This window comes from Roseovarius sp. (genome assembly GCF_040219995.1).
In the GTDB taxonomy this organism is placed as follows: domain Bacteria; phylum Pseudomonadota; class Alphaproteobacteria; order Rhodobacterales; family Rhodobacteraceae; genus Roseovarius.
In genome coordinates, this window is record NZ_JAVJUC010000014.1 from 555527 (window position 1) to 571424 (window position 15898).

The 15898-nt window shown below is 63.6% G+C and carries 17 protein-coding genes; 12 read left to right on the forward strand and 5 right to left on the reverse strand.

Annotated elements, in window-relative coordinates:
• The gene (locus tag RID11_RS06945) at nucleotides 1-684 is read right to left on the reverse strand and encodes an ArsR/SmtB family transcription factor (protein ID WP_350136916.1); all 684 of its coding nucleotides are present in this window, start codon (nucleotides 682-684) and stop codon (nucleotides 1-3) included.
• Between the two features lie 72 nt (nucleotides 685-756).
• Here RID11_RS06945 and RID11_RS06950 point away from each other — a divergent pair, with 72 nt between their 5' ends.
• The 3 genes from RID11_RS06950 to RID11_RS06960 all read left to right on the forward strand — a co-directional run bounded on the left by RID11_RS06950 (nucleotide 757) and on the right by RID11_RS06960 (nucleotide 1984).
• On the forward strand, nucleotides 757-1080 hold the full coding sequence (locus RID11_RS06950) for an NIPSNAP family protein (protein WP_350136918.1): 324 nt from the start codon (nucleotides 757-759) through the stop codon (nucleotides 1078-1080).
• Nucleotides 1077-1424, forward strand: coding sequence for an antibiotic biosynthesis monooxygenase family protein (locus RID11_RS06955; protein ID WP_350136921.1), 348 nt, complete (start codon nucleotides 1077-1079; stop codon nucleotides 1422-1424). Before RID11_RS06950 ends, RID11_RS06955 begins: the two co-directional genes overlap by 4 nt.
• A gap of 80 nt (nucleotides 1425-1504) precedes the next feature.
• Nucleotides 1505-1984 (forward strand): hypothetical protein, encoded by a 480-nt coding sequence (locus tag RID11_RS06960; RefSeq protein WP_350136923.1) that lies wholly within the window; start codon nucleotides 1505-1507, stop codon nucleotides 1982-1984.
• Between the two features lie 9 nt (nucleotides 1985-1993).
• On the opposite strand, the gene RID11_RS06965 is transcribed toward RID11_RS06960, so the two are convergent.
• Nucleotides 1994-2584: a lytic transglycosylase domain-containing protein gene (locus tag RID11_RS06965; protein ID WP_350136926.1), complete on the reverse strand. Its 591-nt coding sequence runs from the start codon at nucleotides 2582-2584 to the stop codon at nucleotides 1994-1996.
• Between the two features lie 192 nt (nucleotides 2585-2776).
• Here RID11_RS06965 and ssb point away from each other — a divergent pair, with 192 nt between their 5' ends.
• Complete coding sequence (ssb, locus tag RID11_RS06970) at nucleotides 2777-3274, forward strand: single-stranded DNA-binding protein (protein ID WP_350136929.1); 498 nt, start codon at nucleotides 2777-2779, stop codon at nucleotides 3272-3274.
• A 173-nt stretch (nucleotides 3275-3447) separates the two neighbouring features.
• A complete protein-coding gene (typA, locus tag RID11_RS06975; protein WP_350136931.1) occupies nucleotides 3448-5268 on the forward strand; it encodes a translational GTPase TypA in 1821 nt (606 codons plus the stop codon).
• A gap of 43 nt (nucleotides 5269-5311) precedes the next feature.
• On the opposite strand, the gene RID11_RS06980 is transcribed toward typA, so the two are convergent.
• The 3 genes from RID11_RS06980 to miaA form a co-directional block, all read right to left on the reverse strand.
• On the reverse strand, nucleotides 5312-6964 hold the full coding sequence (locus RID11_RS06980) for an ABC transporter substrate-binding protein (protein WP_350136934.1): 1653 nt from the start codon (nucleotides 6962-6964) through the stop codon (nucleotides 5312-5314).
• A gap of 226 nt (nucleotides 6965-7190) precedes the next feature.
• Complete coding sequence (locus tag RID11_RS06985; protein ID WP_350136936.1) at nucleotides 7191-7997, reverse strand: helix-turn-helix domain-containing protein; 807 nt, start codon at nucleotides 7995-7997, stop codon at nucleotides 7191-7193.
• Nucleotides 7998-8079: 82 nt separating this feature from the next.
• The gene (gene miaA / locus RID11_RS06990; RefSeq protein WP_350136938.1) at nucleotides 8080-8961 is read right to left on the reverse strand and encodes a tRNA (adenosine(37)-N6)-dimethylallyltransferase MiaA; all 882 of its coding nucleotides are present in this window, start codon (nucleotides 8959-8961) and stop codon (nucleotides 8080-8082) included.
• Between the two features lie 139 nt (nucleotides 8962-9100).
• On the opposite strand from miaA, the gene pyrH reads away from it, so the two are divergent.
• The 7 genes from pyrH (at nucleotide 9101) to RID11_RS07025 (ending at nucleotide 15835) form a co-directional block, all read left to right on the forward strand.
• A complete protein-coding gene (gene pyrH, locus RID11_RS06995; protein WP_350136940.1) occupies nucleotides 9101-9832 on the forward strand; it encodes a UMP kinase in 732 nt (243 codons plus the stop codon).
• 45 nt (nucleotides 9833-9877) lie between these two features.
• Nucleotides 9878-10441: a ribosome recycling factor gene (gene frr / locus RID11_RS07000; protein ID WP_350136942.1), complete on the forward strand. Its 564-nt coding sequence runs from the start codon at nucleotides 9878-9880 to the stop codon at nucleotides 10439-10441.
• Nucleotides 10441-11184, forward strand: a complete 744-nt coding sequence (gene uppS, locus RID11_RS07005; RefSeq protein WP_502949341.1) for an undecaprenyl pyrophosphate synthase — start codon at nucleotides 10441-10443, stop codon at nucleotides 11182-11184. Before frr ends, uppS begins: the two co-directional genes overlap by 1 nt.
• Nucleotides 11181-11960 (forward strand): phosphatidate cytidylyltransferase, encoded by a 780-nt coding sequence (locus tag RID11_RS07010; protein ID WP_350136948.1) that lies wholly within the window; start codon nucleotides 11181-11183, stop codon nucleotides 11958-11960. The genes uppS and RID11_RS07010 overlap by 4 nt, the downstream gene beginning before the upstream one ends.
• Nucleotides 11957-13129: a 1-deoxy-D-xylulose-5-phosphate reductoisomerase gene (dxr, locus tag RID11_RS07015; RefSeq protein WP_350136951.1), complete on the forward strand. Its 1173-nt coding sequence runs from the start codon at nucleotides 11957-11959 to the stop codon at nucleotides 13127-13129. The genes RID11_RS07010 and dxr overlap by 4 nt, the downstream gene beginning before the upstream one ends.
• A gap of 9 nt (nucleotides 13130-13138) precedes the next feature.
• The gene (gene rseP / locus RID11_RS07020) at nucleotides 13139-14488 is read left to right on the forward strand and encodes an RIP metalloprotease RseP (protein ID WP_350136952.1); all 1350 of its coding nucleotides are present in this window, start codon (nucleotides 13139-13141) and stop codon (nucleotides 14486-14488) included.
• A gap of 117 nt (nucleotides 14489-14605) precedes the next feature.
• The gene (locus tag RID11_RS07025) at nucleotides 14606-15835 is read left to right on the forward strand and encodes an N-acetylmuramoyl-L-alanine amidase (RefSeq protein WP_350136955.1); all 1230 of its coding nucleotides are present in this window, start codon (nucleotides 14606-14608) and stop codon (nucleotides 15833-15835) included.
• Nucleotides 15836-15898: the final 63 nt, after the last annotated feature.

Genomic DNA, 15898 nt, shown 5'->3' on the forward strand with positions numbered 1-15898 from the left:
TCAGGAGATCGGGAACGTTTGATCAAAGCATTTCTGGCCCTCGTCCGAGTAGTGGATGATCCGGCTCCCGGGCACGCGCCGGACCCAGCCCAAGGTTTCGAAATGCGCGAGCAGGCCCCGGCCAAGACGGCCGGCCAGGTGAGACCGGCGATCCGACCAATCAAGGCAGTCACGACACAGCGGCGTGCGGGGCGAGGGCAGGGTTTCAAGGTCCAGCCCGAGTTGGGTGACAAACGCCTGCCCCGAGGTGGTAAGGTGCAGCATGTCCCCATCGTGGCGCAGGAAGTCGCGGGCTATCAGGCTGTCATACATCCGGGTGCCCATGGCCCCGGCCAGATGGTTGTAGCAGATCCGTGCATGGCGCATCGCCCGGTCGCGTGGTCCGGGGCGCGTGCGCAACCGGCCAGTGCCTGCCGCAAGGCCCATCAGCGCCTCAAGCACATGCGCCACATCTTCGGAGCCGAGCGTGAAGTACTTGTGCCGCCCCTGCTTGCGCACCCGGATAAGGCTGGCGTTTTCGAGTTTCGAGAGATGCGACGACGCGGTTTGCAGGGTGACGCCCGCCTCGGATGCCAACTCGGACGCGGTGAGGGCCTTGCCGCTCATCAAGGCGGTCAGGATGTTGGCGCGGGCCGGGTCACCGATGAGCGCCGCGATTTGCGCGATATCAGGTCCGTCTTTCATGGTTCGATCATAGTCGAAGCATTTGCATGTCGCAAGTGGCTAGGATCAACGCAGCCAGCCAAGGAGGACCAAATGCTGACCTGTGTGATCCGTTACCATATCGACCCGACCAAGAGGGACCCATTCAGCCGATACGCACGCAACTGGGCGGTAGCGATCCCACGCTGCGGCGCGGACCTGATCGGATACTTCGCTCCGCATGAGGGCAGCAGCACGCTGGCTTATGGCATATACAACGTGGCGTCGCTGGCCGATTATGAGGCCTATCGCGCGCGACTGGCAGATGACCCGCTCGGGTGCGAAAACTATGCTTTTGCCCAGAAAGAGAAGTTTTTGTTGCGCGAGGATCGGACTTTCCTGAAGCTGGTGCCTGCGGCAACGGGAGGCGCGGAATGATCGCGATCATATTCGAGGTGGAACCGGCGGAGGGGCAGAAAGAGCCCTATCTGGAAATGGCGGCGAAGATGCGCTCGCTGGTCGAGGGGATCGAGGGGTTCATCAGCGTCGAGCGGTTCCAGAGCCTGACCAACCCCGGCAAGCTCCTGTCGCTGAGTTTTTGGGAGGACGAGGCGGCGGTCGAGCGGTGGCGCAAGCTGCGCGCGCACCGGCAGGCACAGAGCGCCGGGCGCGAGGTGATGTTCGATGACTACCGTTTACGCGTGGTCAGCGTCATCCGCGACTACGGCAAGCACGACCGCGCCGAAGCCCCGAAGGACAGCCTTGAGGCGCATGGCGGCTGACATATCTCTCGCCAAGCTGTGATTTGATTGCGGGAATATATGCCGCTAGCCAGAGGGCATCTGGAACAGGGGCGAGTGCGATGGCTTTGAACGAGAAGATCACCCTTTCGCCGCAGGACAAGTTGGACGGGCTGGCGCTCTTGGTATTGCGGCTGGGGCTGGCGTGGTTCATTTTCCTGTGGGCCGCGCACAAGGTGATCACGCCCAAGCAATACCAGAACCTCGCGCGGCATTTCGACGGCGTGGATGTGAGCCTGATGCAGGTCTACGTGCTGGGCGGTGTGCAGATTGCGCTCTGCGTGCTGGTGGCGGTCGGACTGTTTCGGTATTTCAGCTATGGCAGTCTTCTGGTGATGCACTTCTTCACCGTCACCCGCCGGTGGGAGGGGTTTTTCGATCCCTTCGCGGTGAATGACCGGGGGTTTCCGGTCAATCGCAACCAGGTGATTGACTTGGCGGTGCTGGGGGCGTTCATCGCACTGCTGCTGCTGATCCGGCGTGACCATTTCAGCATCGGCGGCTGGCTGGCCCGCCACGATCGCGCCCGCTGGTGGATGTAAGCGCCGCGATCAGCTGCCCAGAATGACCTTGACGTAGTTCCGGGTTTCCTTGAACGGGGGAACGCCGCCGTATTTCTGGACTGCCCCCGGACCCGCGTTATAGGCCGCCAGGGCCAACCGCCAGGATCCGAATGTGCGGTATTGCTCGGCGAGATAGCGTGCGCCGCCTTCCAGGTTCTGACGTGGATCATGTGGATTGACACCCAGCACCCGTGCGGTCTGTGGCATGAGCTGCGCCAGCCCGATTGCCCCCTTGTGTGAGACAGCATCGGCGCGCCAGCCCGATTCCTGCTGCACCAGCCGCAGGAACAGATCCTCGGGCACGCGATAGCGCCGTGCCGCCTGCTTCGCGATGTCGAGATAGGGCCCCCGATACGCCCCGCGAAATGCCGGGGCACTCTCTCCCCACATGGTCGGGGCCTGAAACCGCTGCGGTTGGAGGCGGACAGAATTGTTGTACTGTTGCCGGGCGCGATTATCCAGAACCCGTGTCTGCGAGTCGAACTGCGACAATCGTCCTTTTGTGGACAAGACATCGGCCTGCGCGCCAAGTGACGTCGTCAGTGCCGCAATCAGCGTCGCACTCGTCAGTCTCAACATCTATGCTGTCCCCATCACCCGATTGTCGGGCAATATACGGAAAATCCCCAAAGATTCGAGGCATTTTTTGCTGCGAGACAGGCCTGCTGTGCGATATCCTGCTCATTTGAGGCGTATTTTAACCTTTCCTTCATGTCGTTGGGGTGGTGTAACCATCGCAATGCAAGGACCACTCGATTCAAGGAGGGCGCGATGGCCGGCTCTGTCAACAAGGTAATCATCATCGGCAATCTGGGCCGCGACCCGGAGGTGCGGACATTCCAGAATGGCGGAAAGGTCTGCAATCTGCGTATCGCCACCTCCGAGAACTGGAAGGATCGCAACACCGGCGAGCGGCGCGAACGCACCGAGTGGCACTCGGTCGCGATCTTTTCCGAAGGGCTCGTGCGGGTTGCGGAACAGTATCTGCGCAAGGGCTCCAAGGTCTATCTGGAGGGCAAGCTGCAAACCCGGAAATGGCAGGACCAGTCCGGCCAGGACCGCTATTCGACCGAGGTTGTTCTTCAGGGGTTTGACGCAACCCTCGTGATGCTCGACGGGCGCAGCGAGGGCGGCGGCGGTGGTGGCGGAAGCTATGGCGGCAGCCAGGATCCGGGCTATGGCGGCGGCGATTATGGCGGCGGTAGCGATGCCGGCGGTGGCGGTGACAGCCGCCCGTCGCGCGACATGGATGATGAAATTCCGTTCTGATCCCACGCCCCGAGGGCCGCGTCATACACGCGGCCCTTTTGCATCAGGGTGGCCCGCTGTCGCGCGGTGACCACAGACCGGCATGCCGCGACGGCGCATGGCGCGCTTTGCCTCTGGTCTTTCCGCGCTGCGGCATGTAGGGCGCGGACCATCACGGAACAGGACACCCCCCAATGGATCTGCGCAACATCGCTATCATCGCCCACGTTGACCACGGCAAGACCACACTCGTGGATGAATTGCTGAAGCAGTCTGGTGCCTTCCGCGCCAATCAGGCGGTGGATGAGCGCGCCATGGACAGCAACGATCTGGAGCGCGAACGCGGCATCACGATCTTTGCCAAGCCGACCAGCCTGATGTGGAAAAAGACCCGCATCAACATCGTCGACACCCCCGGCCACGCCGATTTCGGCGGTGAGGTGGAGCGCATTCTGAGCATGGTCGACGGGGTCGTCCTGCTGGTCGATGCCGCCGAGGGGCCGATGCCGCAGACCAAGTTCGTCACCTCCAAGGCGCTGCGCCTCGGGCTGCGGCCCATCGTGGTGCTCAACAAGGTCGACAAGCCCGATGCCGAGCCTGACCGCGCGCTGAACGAGTGTTTCGACCTTTTCGCCAATCTCGACGCCAACGACGATCAGTTGGATTTTCCGCATATGTATGCCTCGGGCCGCTCGGGCTGGGCCGATCACGAGTTAGACGGCCCCCGCAAGGATCTCTCGGCGCTGTTCGAGTTGATCGTGAATCACGTCCCGGCCCCCAAGCAGATCGCGCATGTGGACGACGATTTCCGCATGCTCGCCACCACGCTCGGCGCTGACCCCTTTGTCGGTCGCCTGCTGACGGGCCGTGTCGAATCCGGCCGCCTCAAGGTCGGGCAGACGGTGCAGGCGCTCAGCCGCATCGGCCAGAAGATCGAGCAGTTCCGCGTTGCCCGTATTCAAGCCTTCCGGGGTCTTGCAAGTCAGGATATCGAAGAGGCGACCGCAGGCGATATCGTCAGCCTCGCGGGCATGTCAAAGGCCACCGTGGCCGATACGATTTGCGCGCTTGCCGTGGAAGAGCCGATCGAAGCACAGCCCATCGATCCGCCCACTATCACCGTCACGTTCGGCATCAATGACAGCCCGCTCGCGGGTCGCGACGGCAAGAAGGTGCAGAGCCGCGTCATTCGCGAGCGCCTGATGAAGGAGGCGGAATCGAACGTCGCCATCAAGATCAGCGACACCCCCGGCGGTGAAGCGTTCGAGGTTGCGGGCCGCGGCGAATTGCAGATGGGCGTGCTGATCGAGAACATGCGCCGCGAGGGGTTTGAGCTTTCGATCTCGCGGCCGCAGGTCTTGATGCGCGAAGGCGAGAACGGCGAGCGGCTGGAGCCCATCGAAGAGGTCACCATCGACGTCGATGACGAATATTCCGGCGCGGTGATCGAAAAGATCACCGGCCCGCGCAAGGGCGAGCTGGCCGAGATGAAACCGGCGGGGGCAGGCAAGACGCGGATCATCGCACATGTGCCGTCGCGCGGGTTGATCGGCTATCACGGCGAGTTTCTGACAGATACGCGCGGTACCGGCGTGCTCAACCGGGTGTTTCACGGCTGGGCCCCTCATAAGGGCCCAATCCCCGGCCGTCGCGCGGGCGTTCTGATCTCGATGGAAAACGGCGATGCCGTGGCCTTTGCCCTGTGGAACCTTGAAGATCGTGGGCGCATGTTCATCGGCGCGCAGGCCAAGGTCTATACCGGCATGATCATCGGTGAGCACAGCCGCGAGAACGATCTCGAGGTGAACCCCCTGAAGGGCAAGAAACTGACCAACGTGCGGGCCTCCGGCACCGACGAGGCCGTGCGCCTGACCACGCCGATCACGCTCAGCCTTGAAGAGGCGATTGCCTATATCGACGATGACGAGTTAGTGGAAGTGACACCGAACGCGATCCGGTTGCGCAAGCGCTATCTCGATCCGCATGAGCGCAAGCGCATGTCCAAATCGAAGTGAGTCTTGCGGCGCGCGCGCTGGATTCATCCGCCGCGTGCGCTGCTCAGCCCTTGAAGCCGATCTTGTAAAGGTGAATTTCGTTGGCCGGGTGCTTCTCGGCATTCACCAATCGCCCGTTGTGGTGATTGTAGAGCGCGCGCCAATAGGGCTGGATGATGACGCCTTCGTCGCGCAGGATGGTTTCCAACTGTGCCATGATCCCGCGCCGAGTTTCGGGGTCAGAGAGGCGATTGGCCTCGTCCAGAAGGGCGTCGAACGCGTCATTTGAAAAACCGGTCTCGTTCCAGACGGCTCCGGTGCGGTAGGCGAGGGCGAGCACCTGCACGTCGAGCGGTCGGTGGTTCCATTGCGTGCCGGAGAACGGGTAGTCGCGCCAGTTCGCCCAAAAGGTCGCACCCGGGACGATCCGCCGGTCCACCCGCAGTCCCGCGTCGCGCAGTTGGGCCGCCACGGCATCACCGGTATTACGCTGCCATTCATCATCGACGGTGACCAGTTCATGCTTGAAGCCGAGGAGCCCGGCCGTCTCGATCTGGGCCCGGGCCTTGGCCGGATCATAGGCTGCAGGCCCGATATCGGCATAGGCGGGATGGATCGGGCTGACATGGTGGTTGGCGGCCAGGGTGCCGCGCCCGTTATAGCCGAGTTCCAGGCAGATCGCGTTATCGACGGCGAGCGCGAGCGCGCGGCGCACCGCTGCGTTGCGATAGGGGTTGCTGCCGACAAGTGCCGCGTTCTGTGATCCACGGATCACCAGCGTCGCCGCCGTTTCGGCGCGGGTCGCGGTCCAGCCGATGGCATCCATCGCGTCGATAAAGGCCCCCACGGACTCGTAGAGCAGATCAATCGCGCCGTCATCTGCGGCCGCGAGCCAGGACGACGGATTGGTGCCGAGGTCGATGAACTCGACCCGATCAAGCCATGGCCCACCAAACACCTCGGTCCCCCACCAGTCGTGATCAGGGTGGCGTTCGAGGACGCAGCTTTCGCCGACGGTCATGCTGATGGGGCGAAATGGGCCGGTGCCTATGCCATGGGTGAAGGGATCTCCGCCCTCATAGCTTTCATGGACAATGGCTGCTGGATAGTCAGACATGTTGGCAATCAGCGCGATATCGGGTTGCGACAGGCTGAGTGCGACGGTGAAATCATCGACGACCGTGATCGCCCCGTCGCGGAGCTGTCCGGTTTCCGGGTTGATCAGGGCGGCGAAGCGGCTTGCCATGGAATTGCCCAAGGCGCGCGTATCGCACCAGCGGGTGATGTTGCGGGCAACGTCAGCAGCGGTGAAGGGATCACCGTTGTTCCAACGCACACCGGGGCGGACATGCAGGAGATATTCGGTGGCGTCGGCATTGATCTCCCACGCTTTGAGGAGCATGCCGGTAAAGGTGCCATCGCCTCGGTATTCCACCAGATACTCGAGAAACCCACGGGTCTGGTTGGCCAATTCGCTCCAGTCATAGCTGCGCGGGTCCTTGAGCGGCTTGACGCTTTGCTGGATACGCAGGGTGCCGCCCCGTGCGATGGCGGGTTGTGCCTGTGCTGGCAGGGCAAGGCCACCCAAGGTATAAGCTGCCGTCGCCCCGAGGCCGAGCGTGGTCATGCGGCTGAGGAATTCGCGTCGCCCCATGCGCCCGGCCCGAAGCTCTGTCACGAGGGGGGCGGTCGCGGGATGTGGAGGCGTTTGCGTCATGGCGGGCTTTCACTGGTTGGGGACCTGTCGGCATTAGATATTGCCGTGGGTCCGAGCGCAACCCGGCAGGGGTGTGGAGAAGGGGGTTTCGAGTCCGAGGGGCAGGGATTGGCGTGGCATGTGCATCGGGTTGACGCAACGGCGCGAAAAGCGGCCCGGAACAATGCGCATCGCGATGCCAAAAGGCATGCCTCCGCCCGGAGCGCGGCGATTTCGCTGCAACCTGTCAGACTGCGCGCGCTATGGGCGGGCGGGCTGATGCCTTGCCGCGCAGGGACGAGGGGCTCTGACCGGTGTGGTGCAATATGAAGCGCGAGAAATAGGCGGCGCTACCGAAGCCGAGGCCGGCGGCGATCTGGCCTACCGGTATCTCGTTTGCCTCAAGCAAGTCGCGGGCGGCGTGCAGGCTGCGTTCGGTCAGCATGTCGGCTGCAGTCAGACCCGACAGTTGCTTACAAACGCGGGTGAGATGGGTGGGCGTCACTCCGAGCGCACGCGCATACACGGCCATCGACCGCCCGCTCTGGAAGTCGCGCTCGATCAGGGCGGCATAGGCGCGCACCAGACGCTCGCCTGCCGTGGGGCGCGCGGTTTCGGGGTGGTCGATCATTGCGCGACGCAGCCATACGCTGACAAGATTGGCCTCGGCATTGAGTGCCTCGTCCATGAAGGTGCGCGCGTTGCTTTGCTCACGCTGCATCGCCTCGAATATAGAGGTCAGCTCGTTCTGGCTAGCCACGTCGCGGATGCGCAGATGCTGGGGCGTGTCGGGCATCGGGGTGGCCCCGCTGGAGGGCACCTCGCACACCAGTCCGAAGCCGGATTTGCCGAGATCGAGCGAGAACATGGTGCCTGCGGGAATGGCCAATGCGTTGTGCACGCCGACGCCGCGTCGCACGCCCTCAACCACCGCGATGCCCTGACCGCGGGTGATCCAGACAAGGGCGTGATGCGGGCAGGAATGTTGCAGCGTGGCACGCCAATCGGCCCCCTGCACCCATTGCACCACGGTCATGACTCGCGCGTGTGGCATCTGGCGAAATTCCCGAAATAGTCGCGTTTGGACTAGTCATCGCATGAATTTGCGGCTGTGTCAGGGAGAAACTGCGGAAAATCTAAAGCGTATCGGCGGCGATCCGCCGCCAGTCGCGCATGCGGGCGCGAAACCATGTGCGTTGCCGCTTGGCATATTGCCGTGTGGCGATCGTGGCCGCCTCTCGCGCGGCGTCAAGTGAGATCTCGCCGCGCAGATGCGCCACGAGATCCGGCGCCCCGATGGCTTTCATCGAGGGCAGGGCAGGGTCCCAGATGGCGAGGTTGGCGCGCACTTCGTCAAGCGCGCCTGCAGACAGCATCGCGTCGAATCGTCTGGCGATGCGGGCGTTGAGCCATTCCTTTTCAGCCTCGACCACAAGTGCTGTGCAGGCATCGAGCGTCAGGAGCGGCGGCGGTGTCGCGTCCTGCCATGCGGCGAGGCCTTGACCGGTGGCCTGTTGCACCTCCCATGCGCGCTGAACGCGCATCGGGTTCTGGCTGTCGATGCGGGCGCGGGTGGTGACGTCGATGGCGTCAAGCAGCGTTTCGATACCTTGCTGCATGCGCAGGCGGTCGGCCTCGGCGCGGATCGCGGGGGGCGTCGCGGGGATTTCGGCCAGCCCTTCCGTGAGGGCGGAGAAATAGAGCCCGGTACCCCCGGTGATGATCAAGCGATCCGGCCCGTCGAGCAGGACCCGGACCTCGCGCAGCCAATGACCGGCGGAGTAGTCTTGACGCGCGCCGATGTGACCATAGAGCCGGTGCGGCACGGCGGCCTCGTCCGCCGCGCCGGGCCGGGCCGAAAGAATGCGCCAGTTTTCATAGACCTGCAACGCGTCGGCATTGACGATCACGCCGCCTTGCGTGCGCGCGATCGCCATCGCCAGCGCTGATTTTCCGCTGGCCGTTGGCCCTGCGATCAGCACGGTTCGGGCGGGGTCTATATCGTTGATCACGTCCATGGCGTTTCGTTAACCAAGATAGGCCCGCTTGACGAGGCGCATTTCGAGCGGTTTCCCGCATCGCGGGGGTTTTCTGCGATTGCACCTGCCGCCCATTTGCGACATTTTGCGCCCAAGCCGAAATTTGCGGAGATCCCCGATGACATCCCCCGACAGCCCGAAGCCGAGATTCAGCCGCGTCATGCTCAAGATCTCGGGGGAGGCGTTGATGGGCGACACATCCTACGGGCTGCATCCGCCGACCGTCGAGCGGATCGCACGCGAGGTCAAGGTGGTGCATGATCTGGGTGTCGAGATCTGCATGGTGATCGGCGGCGGCAACATCTTTCGGGGCCTGCAGGGCTCTGCGCAGGGCATGGAACGCACCACCGCCGATTACATGGGCATGCTGGCCACGGTGATGAACGCACTGGCAATGCAGAGCGCGCTCGAGAAGATCGGCGTCTTCTGTCGGGTGATCAGCGCCATTCGGATGGACGAGGTGGCGGAGCCCTACATTCGCCGCCGCGCGGTCCGGCATCTGGAGAAGAAACGCGTCTGCATCTTCGCGGCGGGCACGGGCAATCCTTATTTCACCACCGACACCGCGGCCACGCTGCGCGCCAATGAAATGGCCTGCGAGGCGATCCTGAAAGGCACCAAGGTTGACGGGGTCTATGACAAGGACCCGATCAAGCATGCAGATGCCAAACGCTATGACAGCGTCACCTATGACGAGGTCCTGGCACAGCATCTCAACGTGATGGACGCCTCGGCGATTGCGCTTGCGCGCGACAACAACCTGCCAATCATCGTCTTTTCCCTGGACGAGCCGGGCGGGTTCAAGGGTATTCTCGCCGGAGAGGGCACCTATACAAGCGTGCACGGTTGAGGCTAAACAGAGCAGGACATAGCCCGCAAGAAGGACAAAGACGACATGGCGGACGATATCGAAATCGACACAGGCGACCTGGAGCGGCGGATGGAAGGGGCGATGAATTCGCTCAAGACCGAGTTCGCATCGTTGCGCACGGGCCGGGCCTCTGCCTCGATGCTGGAGCCGGTGCAGGTTGATGCCTATGGCCAGATGACACCGATCAATCAGGTGGGCACCGTCAACGTGCCCGAGCCGCGCATGGTCACGATCAATGTCTGGGACAAGGGTCTTGTCGGCAAGGTCGAGAAGGCCATCCGCGAGAGCGGGCTCGGAATCAATCCGCAGCTCAACGGCACGATCATCATGCTGCCCATCCCCGAGTTGAACGAGGAGCGCCGCAAGGAACTGACCAAGGTTGCCTCGCAATATGCCGAACATGCGCGGGTCGCTGTGCGCAACGTGCGCCGCGACGGCATGGACAAGATCAAGAAGGCAAAGGCCGATGGCATGTCCGAGGACGATCAGAAGTTCTGGGAGACTGAGGTGCAGGATCTGACCGACCGCTTCATCAAGCTTGTCGACGATGCGCTGGAGCACAAACAAGCCGAGATCATGCAGGTTTGATGATGAGGGGCGCTGTCATGGCGAAGACCAAGCCCGCAGGCGAGGGGCCGCGTCATGTGGCGATTATCATGGATGGCAATGGCCGTTGGGCGCAAAAACGCGGGCGTCCGCGCCTGTTTGGCCATCATGCCGGTGCGCGCCGGGTGCGCGAGATCGTGGAATCCTGCCCTGGGCTGGGAGTCGACTATCTGACGATCTTCGCGTTTTCGACCGAGAACTGGAAGCGGACGCAGACCGAGGTTGCCGGTCTTATGAATCTTTTTCGCCGCTACATCATCAAGGAAATGCAGGCCTTCGTGCGTGAGAACGTGCGGGTTCGCTTTATCGGTGACCGCTACCGGCTGGAGGACAAGCTGCGCGCGCTGATGGAGGAGACAGAGGCGATGACCGCGCATTGCACGCGGCTGAACCTGACCATCGCTCTTAATTACGGGGGGCGGGACGAGGTGTCACGCGCCACTCAGCGGCTGGCCCGCGATGTGGCGGAGGGGCGGTTGTGCCCCGAGGACGTGGATGAGGAGACGCTGCCGCGCTACCTAGATACCTGCGTGTTGCCCGACCCCGATCTGGTGATCCGCACGAGCGGCGAGGCGCGGATCTCGAATTTCCTGCTGTGGCAGTCGGCCTATGCGGAATACGAGTTCATCGACACGCTCTGGCCGGATTTCACTGCTGACATCTTTGCCGGAGTTCTGGCGCAATATGGCACCCGCGACCGGCGGTTCGGGGCCGTCTCCGCATGACTGTGACGACCCGATGGTCCGATCTCGCCCCGAGGGTGATGTCGGGGCTGGTGATGATCATGCTGGGCGCCGTTGCGATCTGGCTTGGCGGTGTGGTCTTTGGTGCGGTCGTGGCAGTCTTGTCCGGGCTGATGGTCTGGGAAGGCGCGCGCATGTTCGCGGCACCCGACGCGGGGCGCTCAGGCGCGCTGGCGGCGGCGGCTGTGGCGCTGTCGCTCTGGCTGCCGGGGCTGGTGGTGTTGCCGCTGCTTCTGGCTGCGACGCTGGTTACGGTGAGTGCTGTCGACCGCGAGCGCGGACCGTTCTTTGCCCTGACCCTTTGGGCGCTATTGGGGTGCTATGCCATGGGGCTGCTGCGCGCCGAGGCGGGGGTGGTCTGGGTGTTGTGGCTGGTCGCGATCGTGGTCGTGTCCGATGTCGCGGGCTACTTCGCAGGACGTAGTCTGGGCGGGCCGAAATTCTGGCCGCGCATCAGCCCAAAGAAGACCTGGTCCGGCACCATTGCCGGATGGGTCGGGGCAGGGATCATAGGTACATTTTTTGCCGGGCCGACGGGCGCGGGTCTGGCGCTCATTCCGGTGTCGATCCTCGTTGGCTTTGCCGGGCAGATGGGCGACATCGCCGAAAGCGCCGTCAAGCGGCTGCGTGAGGTCAAGGACAGTTCCAACCTCATTCCCGGTCATGGCGGTGTGCTCGACCGGTTCGATGCAATGCTGGGGGCGGCGCTTGTGGTTGTGATCCTCTGGGCGTTTGGCCTGATGCCGGGGGTGGCATGAAGCGGGTATCCATTCTGGGCGCGACCGGCTCTGTTGGGCAAAGCACGATTGACCTTATTTTGCGTGATCCGGACGCCTATGACGTTGTGGCGCTGACCGGCGGGGGCAACGTCGCGCGACTGGCGGCGGATGCCCGCGCGCTCAAGGCCGATCTGGCGGTCGTTGCGCAAGAGGACCTGTTACCGGAACTGCGCGCGGCGCTTGAAGGGTCGGGGGTCGAGGCTGCCGCCGGACGCGCGGCCCTTATAGAGGCGGCACGGCGGCCCGCCGACTGGGTGATGTCGGCCATTGTTGGTGCTGCGGGGCTTGCACCGGGACTGGCGGCGCTGGAGCAGGGCGCGACGCTGGCGCTTGCCAACAAGGAATCGCTGGTCACCGCCGGGCCGCTGTTGATCGCCACGGCCAAAGCGCATGGCGCGCGGATTTTGCCCGTCGATAGCGAGCATTCGGCGATCTTTCAGGCATTGGTCGGCGAGGATGCAGCGGCGGTGACGCGCGTGATCCTGACCGCCTCTGGCGGGGCGTTTCGCGACTGGCCGTTGGAGCGACTGGCGGCGGCGACGGTGGCCGAGGCGTCGAGCCATCCCAACTGGGATATGGGGCAGCGGATCACCATCGATTCGGCGTCGATGTTCAACAAGGCGCTGGAGATGATCGAGGCGCGGGAATTCTTTGGTTTTACCCCCGATCAGATTGAGGTGCTGGTGCATCCGCAATCGCTGGTACATGCGCTGGTAGGGTTCTGCGATGGCGGGTTGATGGCGCATGTCGGCCCGCCGGACATGCGCCATGCCATCGGCTACGCGCTCAACTGGCCGGACCGGCGCAGCTTGCCGGTGGCGGCGCTCGATCTGGCGGCTGTGGGAACGCTGGAGTTTCGCGCACCCTGTGAGGCGCGCTATCCGGCGCTGCGACTGGCGCGCGAGGTGATGGCGGCGGGGGGCCTCTCAGGGGCGATTTTCAATGCCGCCAAGGAACGCGCGCTGGATCACTTCATCGCCGGGCGCGTGCGGTTTACCGATATGAGCGCAATCGTCGAGGACACGCTTGGCGTTCTTGCGGCGTGCCCCGAGGCCCGTTGTGACGATCCGACCCTTGATGTGGTGGCCCATATGGACCATTTGGCAAGGAATGAGGCCGACCGGGCGGCCATGACGCGACAAGTTTAGGGACAGCACGTGGATATTCTGACGTTCCTGCCGCAATTCGGCAGTGTTTTCATGACCATAGTGGCTTTTGTGATAGCGCTTTCGGTGATCGTGGCGGTGCATGAATACGGCCATTACATCGTTGGGCGCTGGTCGGGCATCAAGGCGGAGGTGTTCTCGCTCGGCTTTGGCCCGGTGCTCTATTCGCGGATGGACCGGCACGGCACGCGCTGGCAGGTAGCGGCGCTGCCGTTTGGCGGCTACGTGAAGTTCCTCGGTGACGCGGACGCAGCGAGCGGAAAGGACGGCGAAGCGATGGCCGACCTGCCGCCCGAGCGGCTGCGCCAGACCATGCACGGTGCACCGCTTTGGGCACGTACGGCGACGGTGGCGGCGGGGCCGGTCTTCAACTTCATCCTGTCGATTCTGGTATTCACGGCAGTCTTGATGAGTGGCGGCAAGACTGCGGAGCCGTTGACCGTCGGCGAACTCAAGCCGCTGCCGGTCGAGGGGATCACGTTGCAACCCGGTGACGAAATCCTCGGCATCGCGGGTGGTGATTTGCCCCCGATGGACGGGACCGAGGCCTATGAGGCGTTTCTCGATGCGTTGCCGGTGCAGGCATTGCTGGATTACGACGTTCGCCGCGATGGCGGGCGCATGACTGCGCAGGGCCCGCACCTTCTGCCGCCTCTGGTGGCCGGGCTGTCGCCGCAATCGGCGGCATTCGATGCAGGGCTGAAGGCGGGGGATGTCATTACCGGGATCAACGACCGGTCCGTCGTGGCGTTTTCGGAACTCAAGGAGATTGTCGAGGGATCGAACGGTGCTCCGCTGGCGCTTGAGATGTGGCGCCCGGAGAGTGGCCCGTTTGAGACCACTCTCACCCCGCGCCGAGTGGATGAGCCGCAGCCCGAGGGCGGGTTCAAGACGGAATGGCGGATCGGCATTGCCGGAGGCCTGGCCTTTGAACCCGCGACCGAGGCGCTTGGGCCCGTCGAGGCGGTCAGTGGTGCGGTTGTGCAGACCGGCGAGATCATCCAGAGTTCGATTTCAGGCCTTTATCATATGGTCACCGGCGCGATCAGCAGCTGCAACATGTCCGGGCCGATCGGCATCGCGCAGGTGTCGGGCGCGATGGCGAGCCAGGGCGCGCAGAGCTTCATCTGGTTCATCGCGGTTCTGTCAACCGCCGTGGGGTTGCTCAACCTTTTTCCGGTGCCGGTTCTGGATGGCGGGCATTTGGTGTTCTACGCTTATGAAGCCATCACCGGCCGCCCCCCGAGCGAGCGCGCCCTGCGGCTGCTGATGACGGTGGGATTGACGCTAATCCTGTCGCTGATGCTGTTCGCGGTGTTCAACGATCTCTTCTGCCCGTGACGCAAGTCTGTAGGGTGGATGACGGAAATTGAGTATTTTCGCCAAAAAGACGCAATGGGGCTGATTTTGCGGCTTGGTTGATTTATCCTGACAGGCAACGAGACCGGGGACCGGCGAATGAGCAGGATCATGCGAACATGGCTGACGGGGCTGGCGATGCTGGTCCTTGCCTCTGCGACGCAGGGGCAGGACAGCCGTTTCAGCGGTCTGGCGCGGCTCGAGCCGGCTCAAAGCACGATCAGCGATACGCGGCACGGGCTTGAGGTCTCTCTGACGCTGTCGCAAGGCGTGCCGTACCGGGTGTTCACGCTGGATGATCCGGCGCGGTTGGTGATGGATTTTCGCGAGGTCGACTGGAGCGGCGCAGAGGCGGGAGCGCTGATCGCTGGTGAGCGCGCGCGCGGTCTGCGGTTGGGGCAGATCCGACCCGGCTGGTCGCGTATGGTGGTCGATCTCGCGGGACCGCATGTGTTGGAAGAGGCCGGGCTGCGGATTGACCGGCAAAGCGGTGCAGCACGGTTGCAGGTGCGGCTGGGGCCTGCGGATGAAGCGGCGTTTGCCGCCGACGCGGGCACGCCGGATTTACCGGGCTGGGATCTGCCTGCCGCCGTATCGGAACCGATGGCATCAGGCGCCAAGGACGGCGTGTTTCGCATTGTGCTTGACCCTGGACATGGTGGCATTGATCCGGGGGCCGAGGTCGATGGCACCCGCGAAAAGGACCTGATGCTGATTTTCGCACGCGAATTGCGCGAAGTGCTTTTGCGCGCCGGTGGCTTTGACGTGGTGCTGACCCGCGAGAAAGACGAATTCGTGAGCCTGGAACGGCGGGTGGCGCTGGCGCATCGGGCAGGGGCGGACGTGTTCCTGTCATTGCATGCCGATGCGCTCAGCGGCACACGGGCGCGGGGTGCTTCTGTCTATACGCTGTCAGATAGTGCCTCTGATGCCGCGAGTGCGGCGTTGGCCGAGCGGCACAACCGGGCCGATATTCTGGCCGGGGTCGATCTGAGCGGCAAAGATGACGTGGTGGCCGATGTCCTTATGGATCTGGCGCGGATGGAGACGCAGCCGCGCTCCGAACATCTGGCACGGGTCTTTCTGGAGGGGTTTCGCGCCGCCGAACTGCCACTCTTGTCGCGACCGAAACGGCATGCCGGGTTTTCGGTACTCAAGGCACCCGATATCCCGTCGGTCCTGATAGAACTGGGGTTCCTGTCCAGCCCGCACGACCTGAAGAACCTGCGCGATGCGGAGTGGCGGGCGCAAGTGGCGCAGGCGCTGAGCGACGCGCTTGGGCTGTGGCGCGATGCCGATGCGGCGCGCGCCGGGCTGGTGCGCCAATGAGCGGGCCTGTGCCAATCCTTTTGACCCGTGCCCCCGGCATGCCTATATGGGGCGCATCCATCC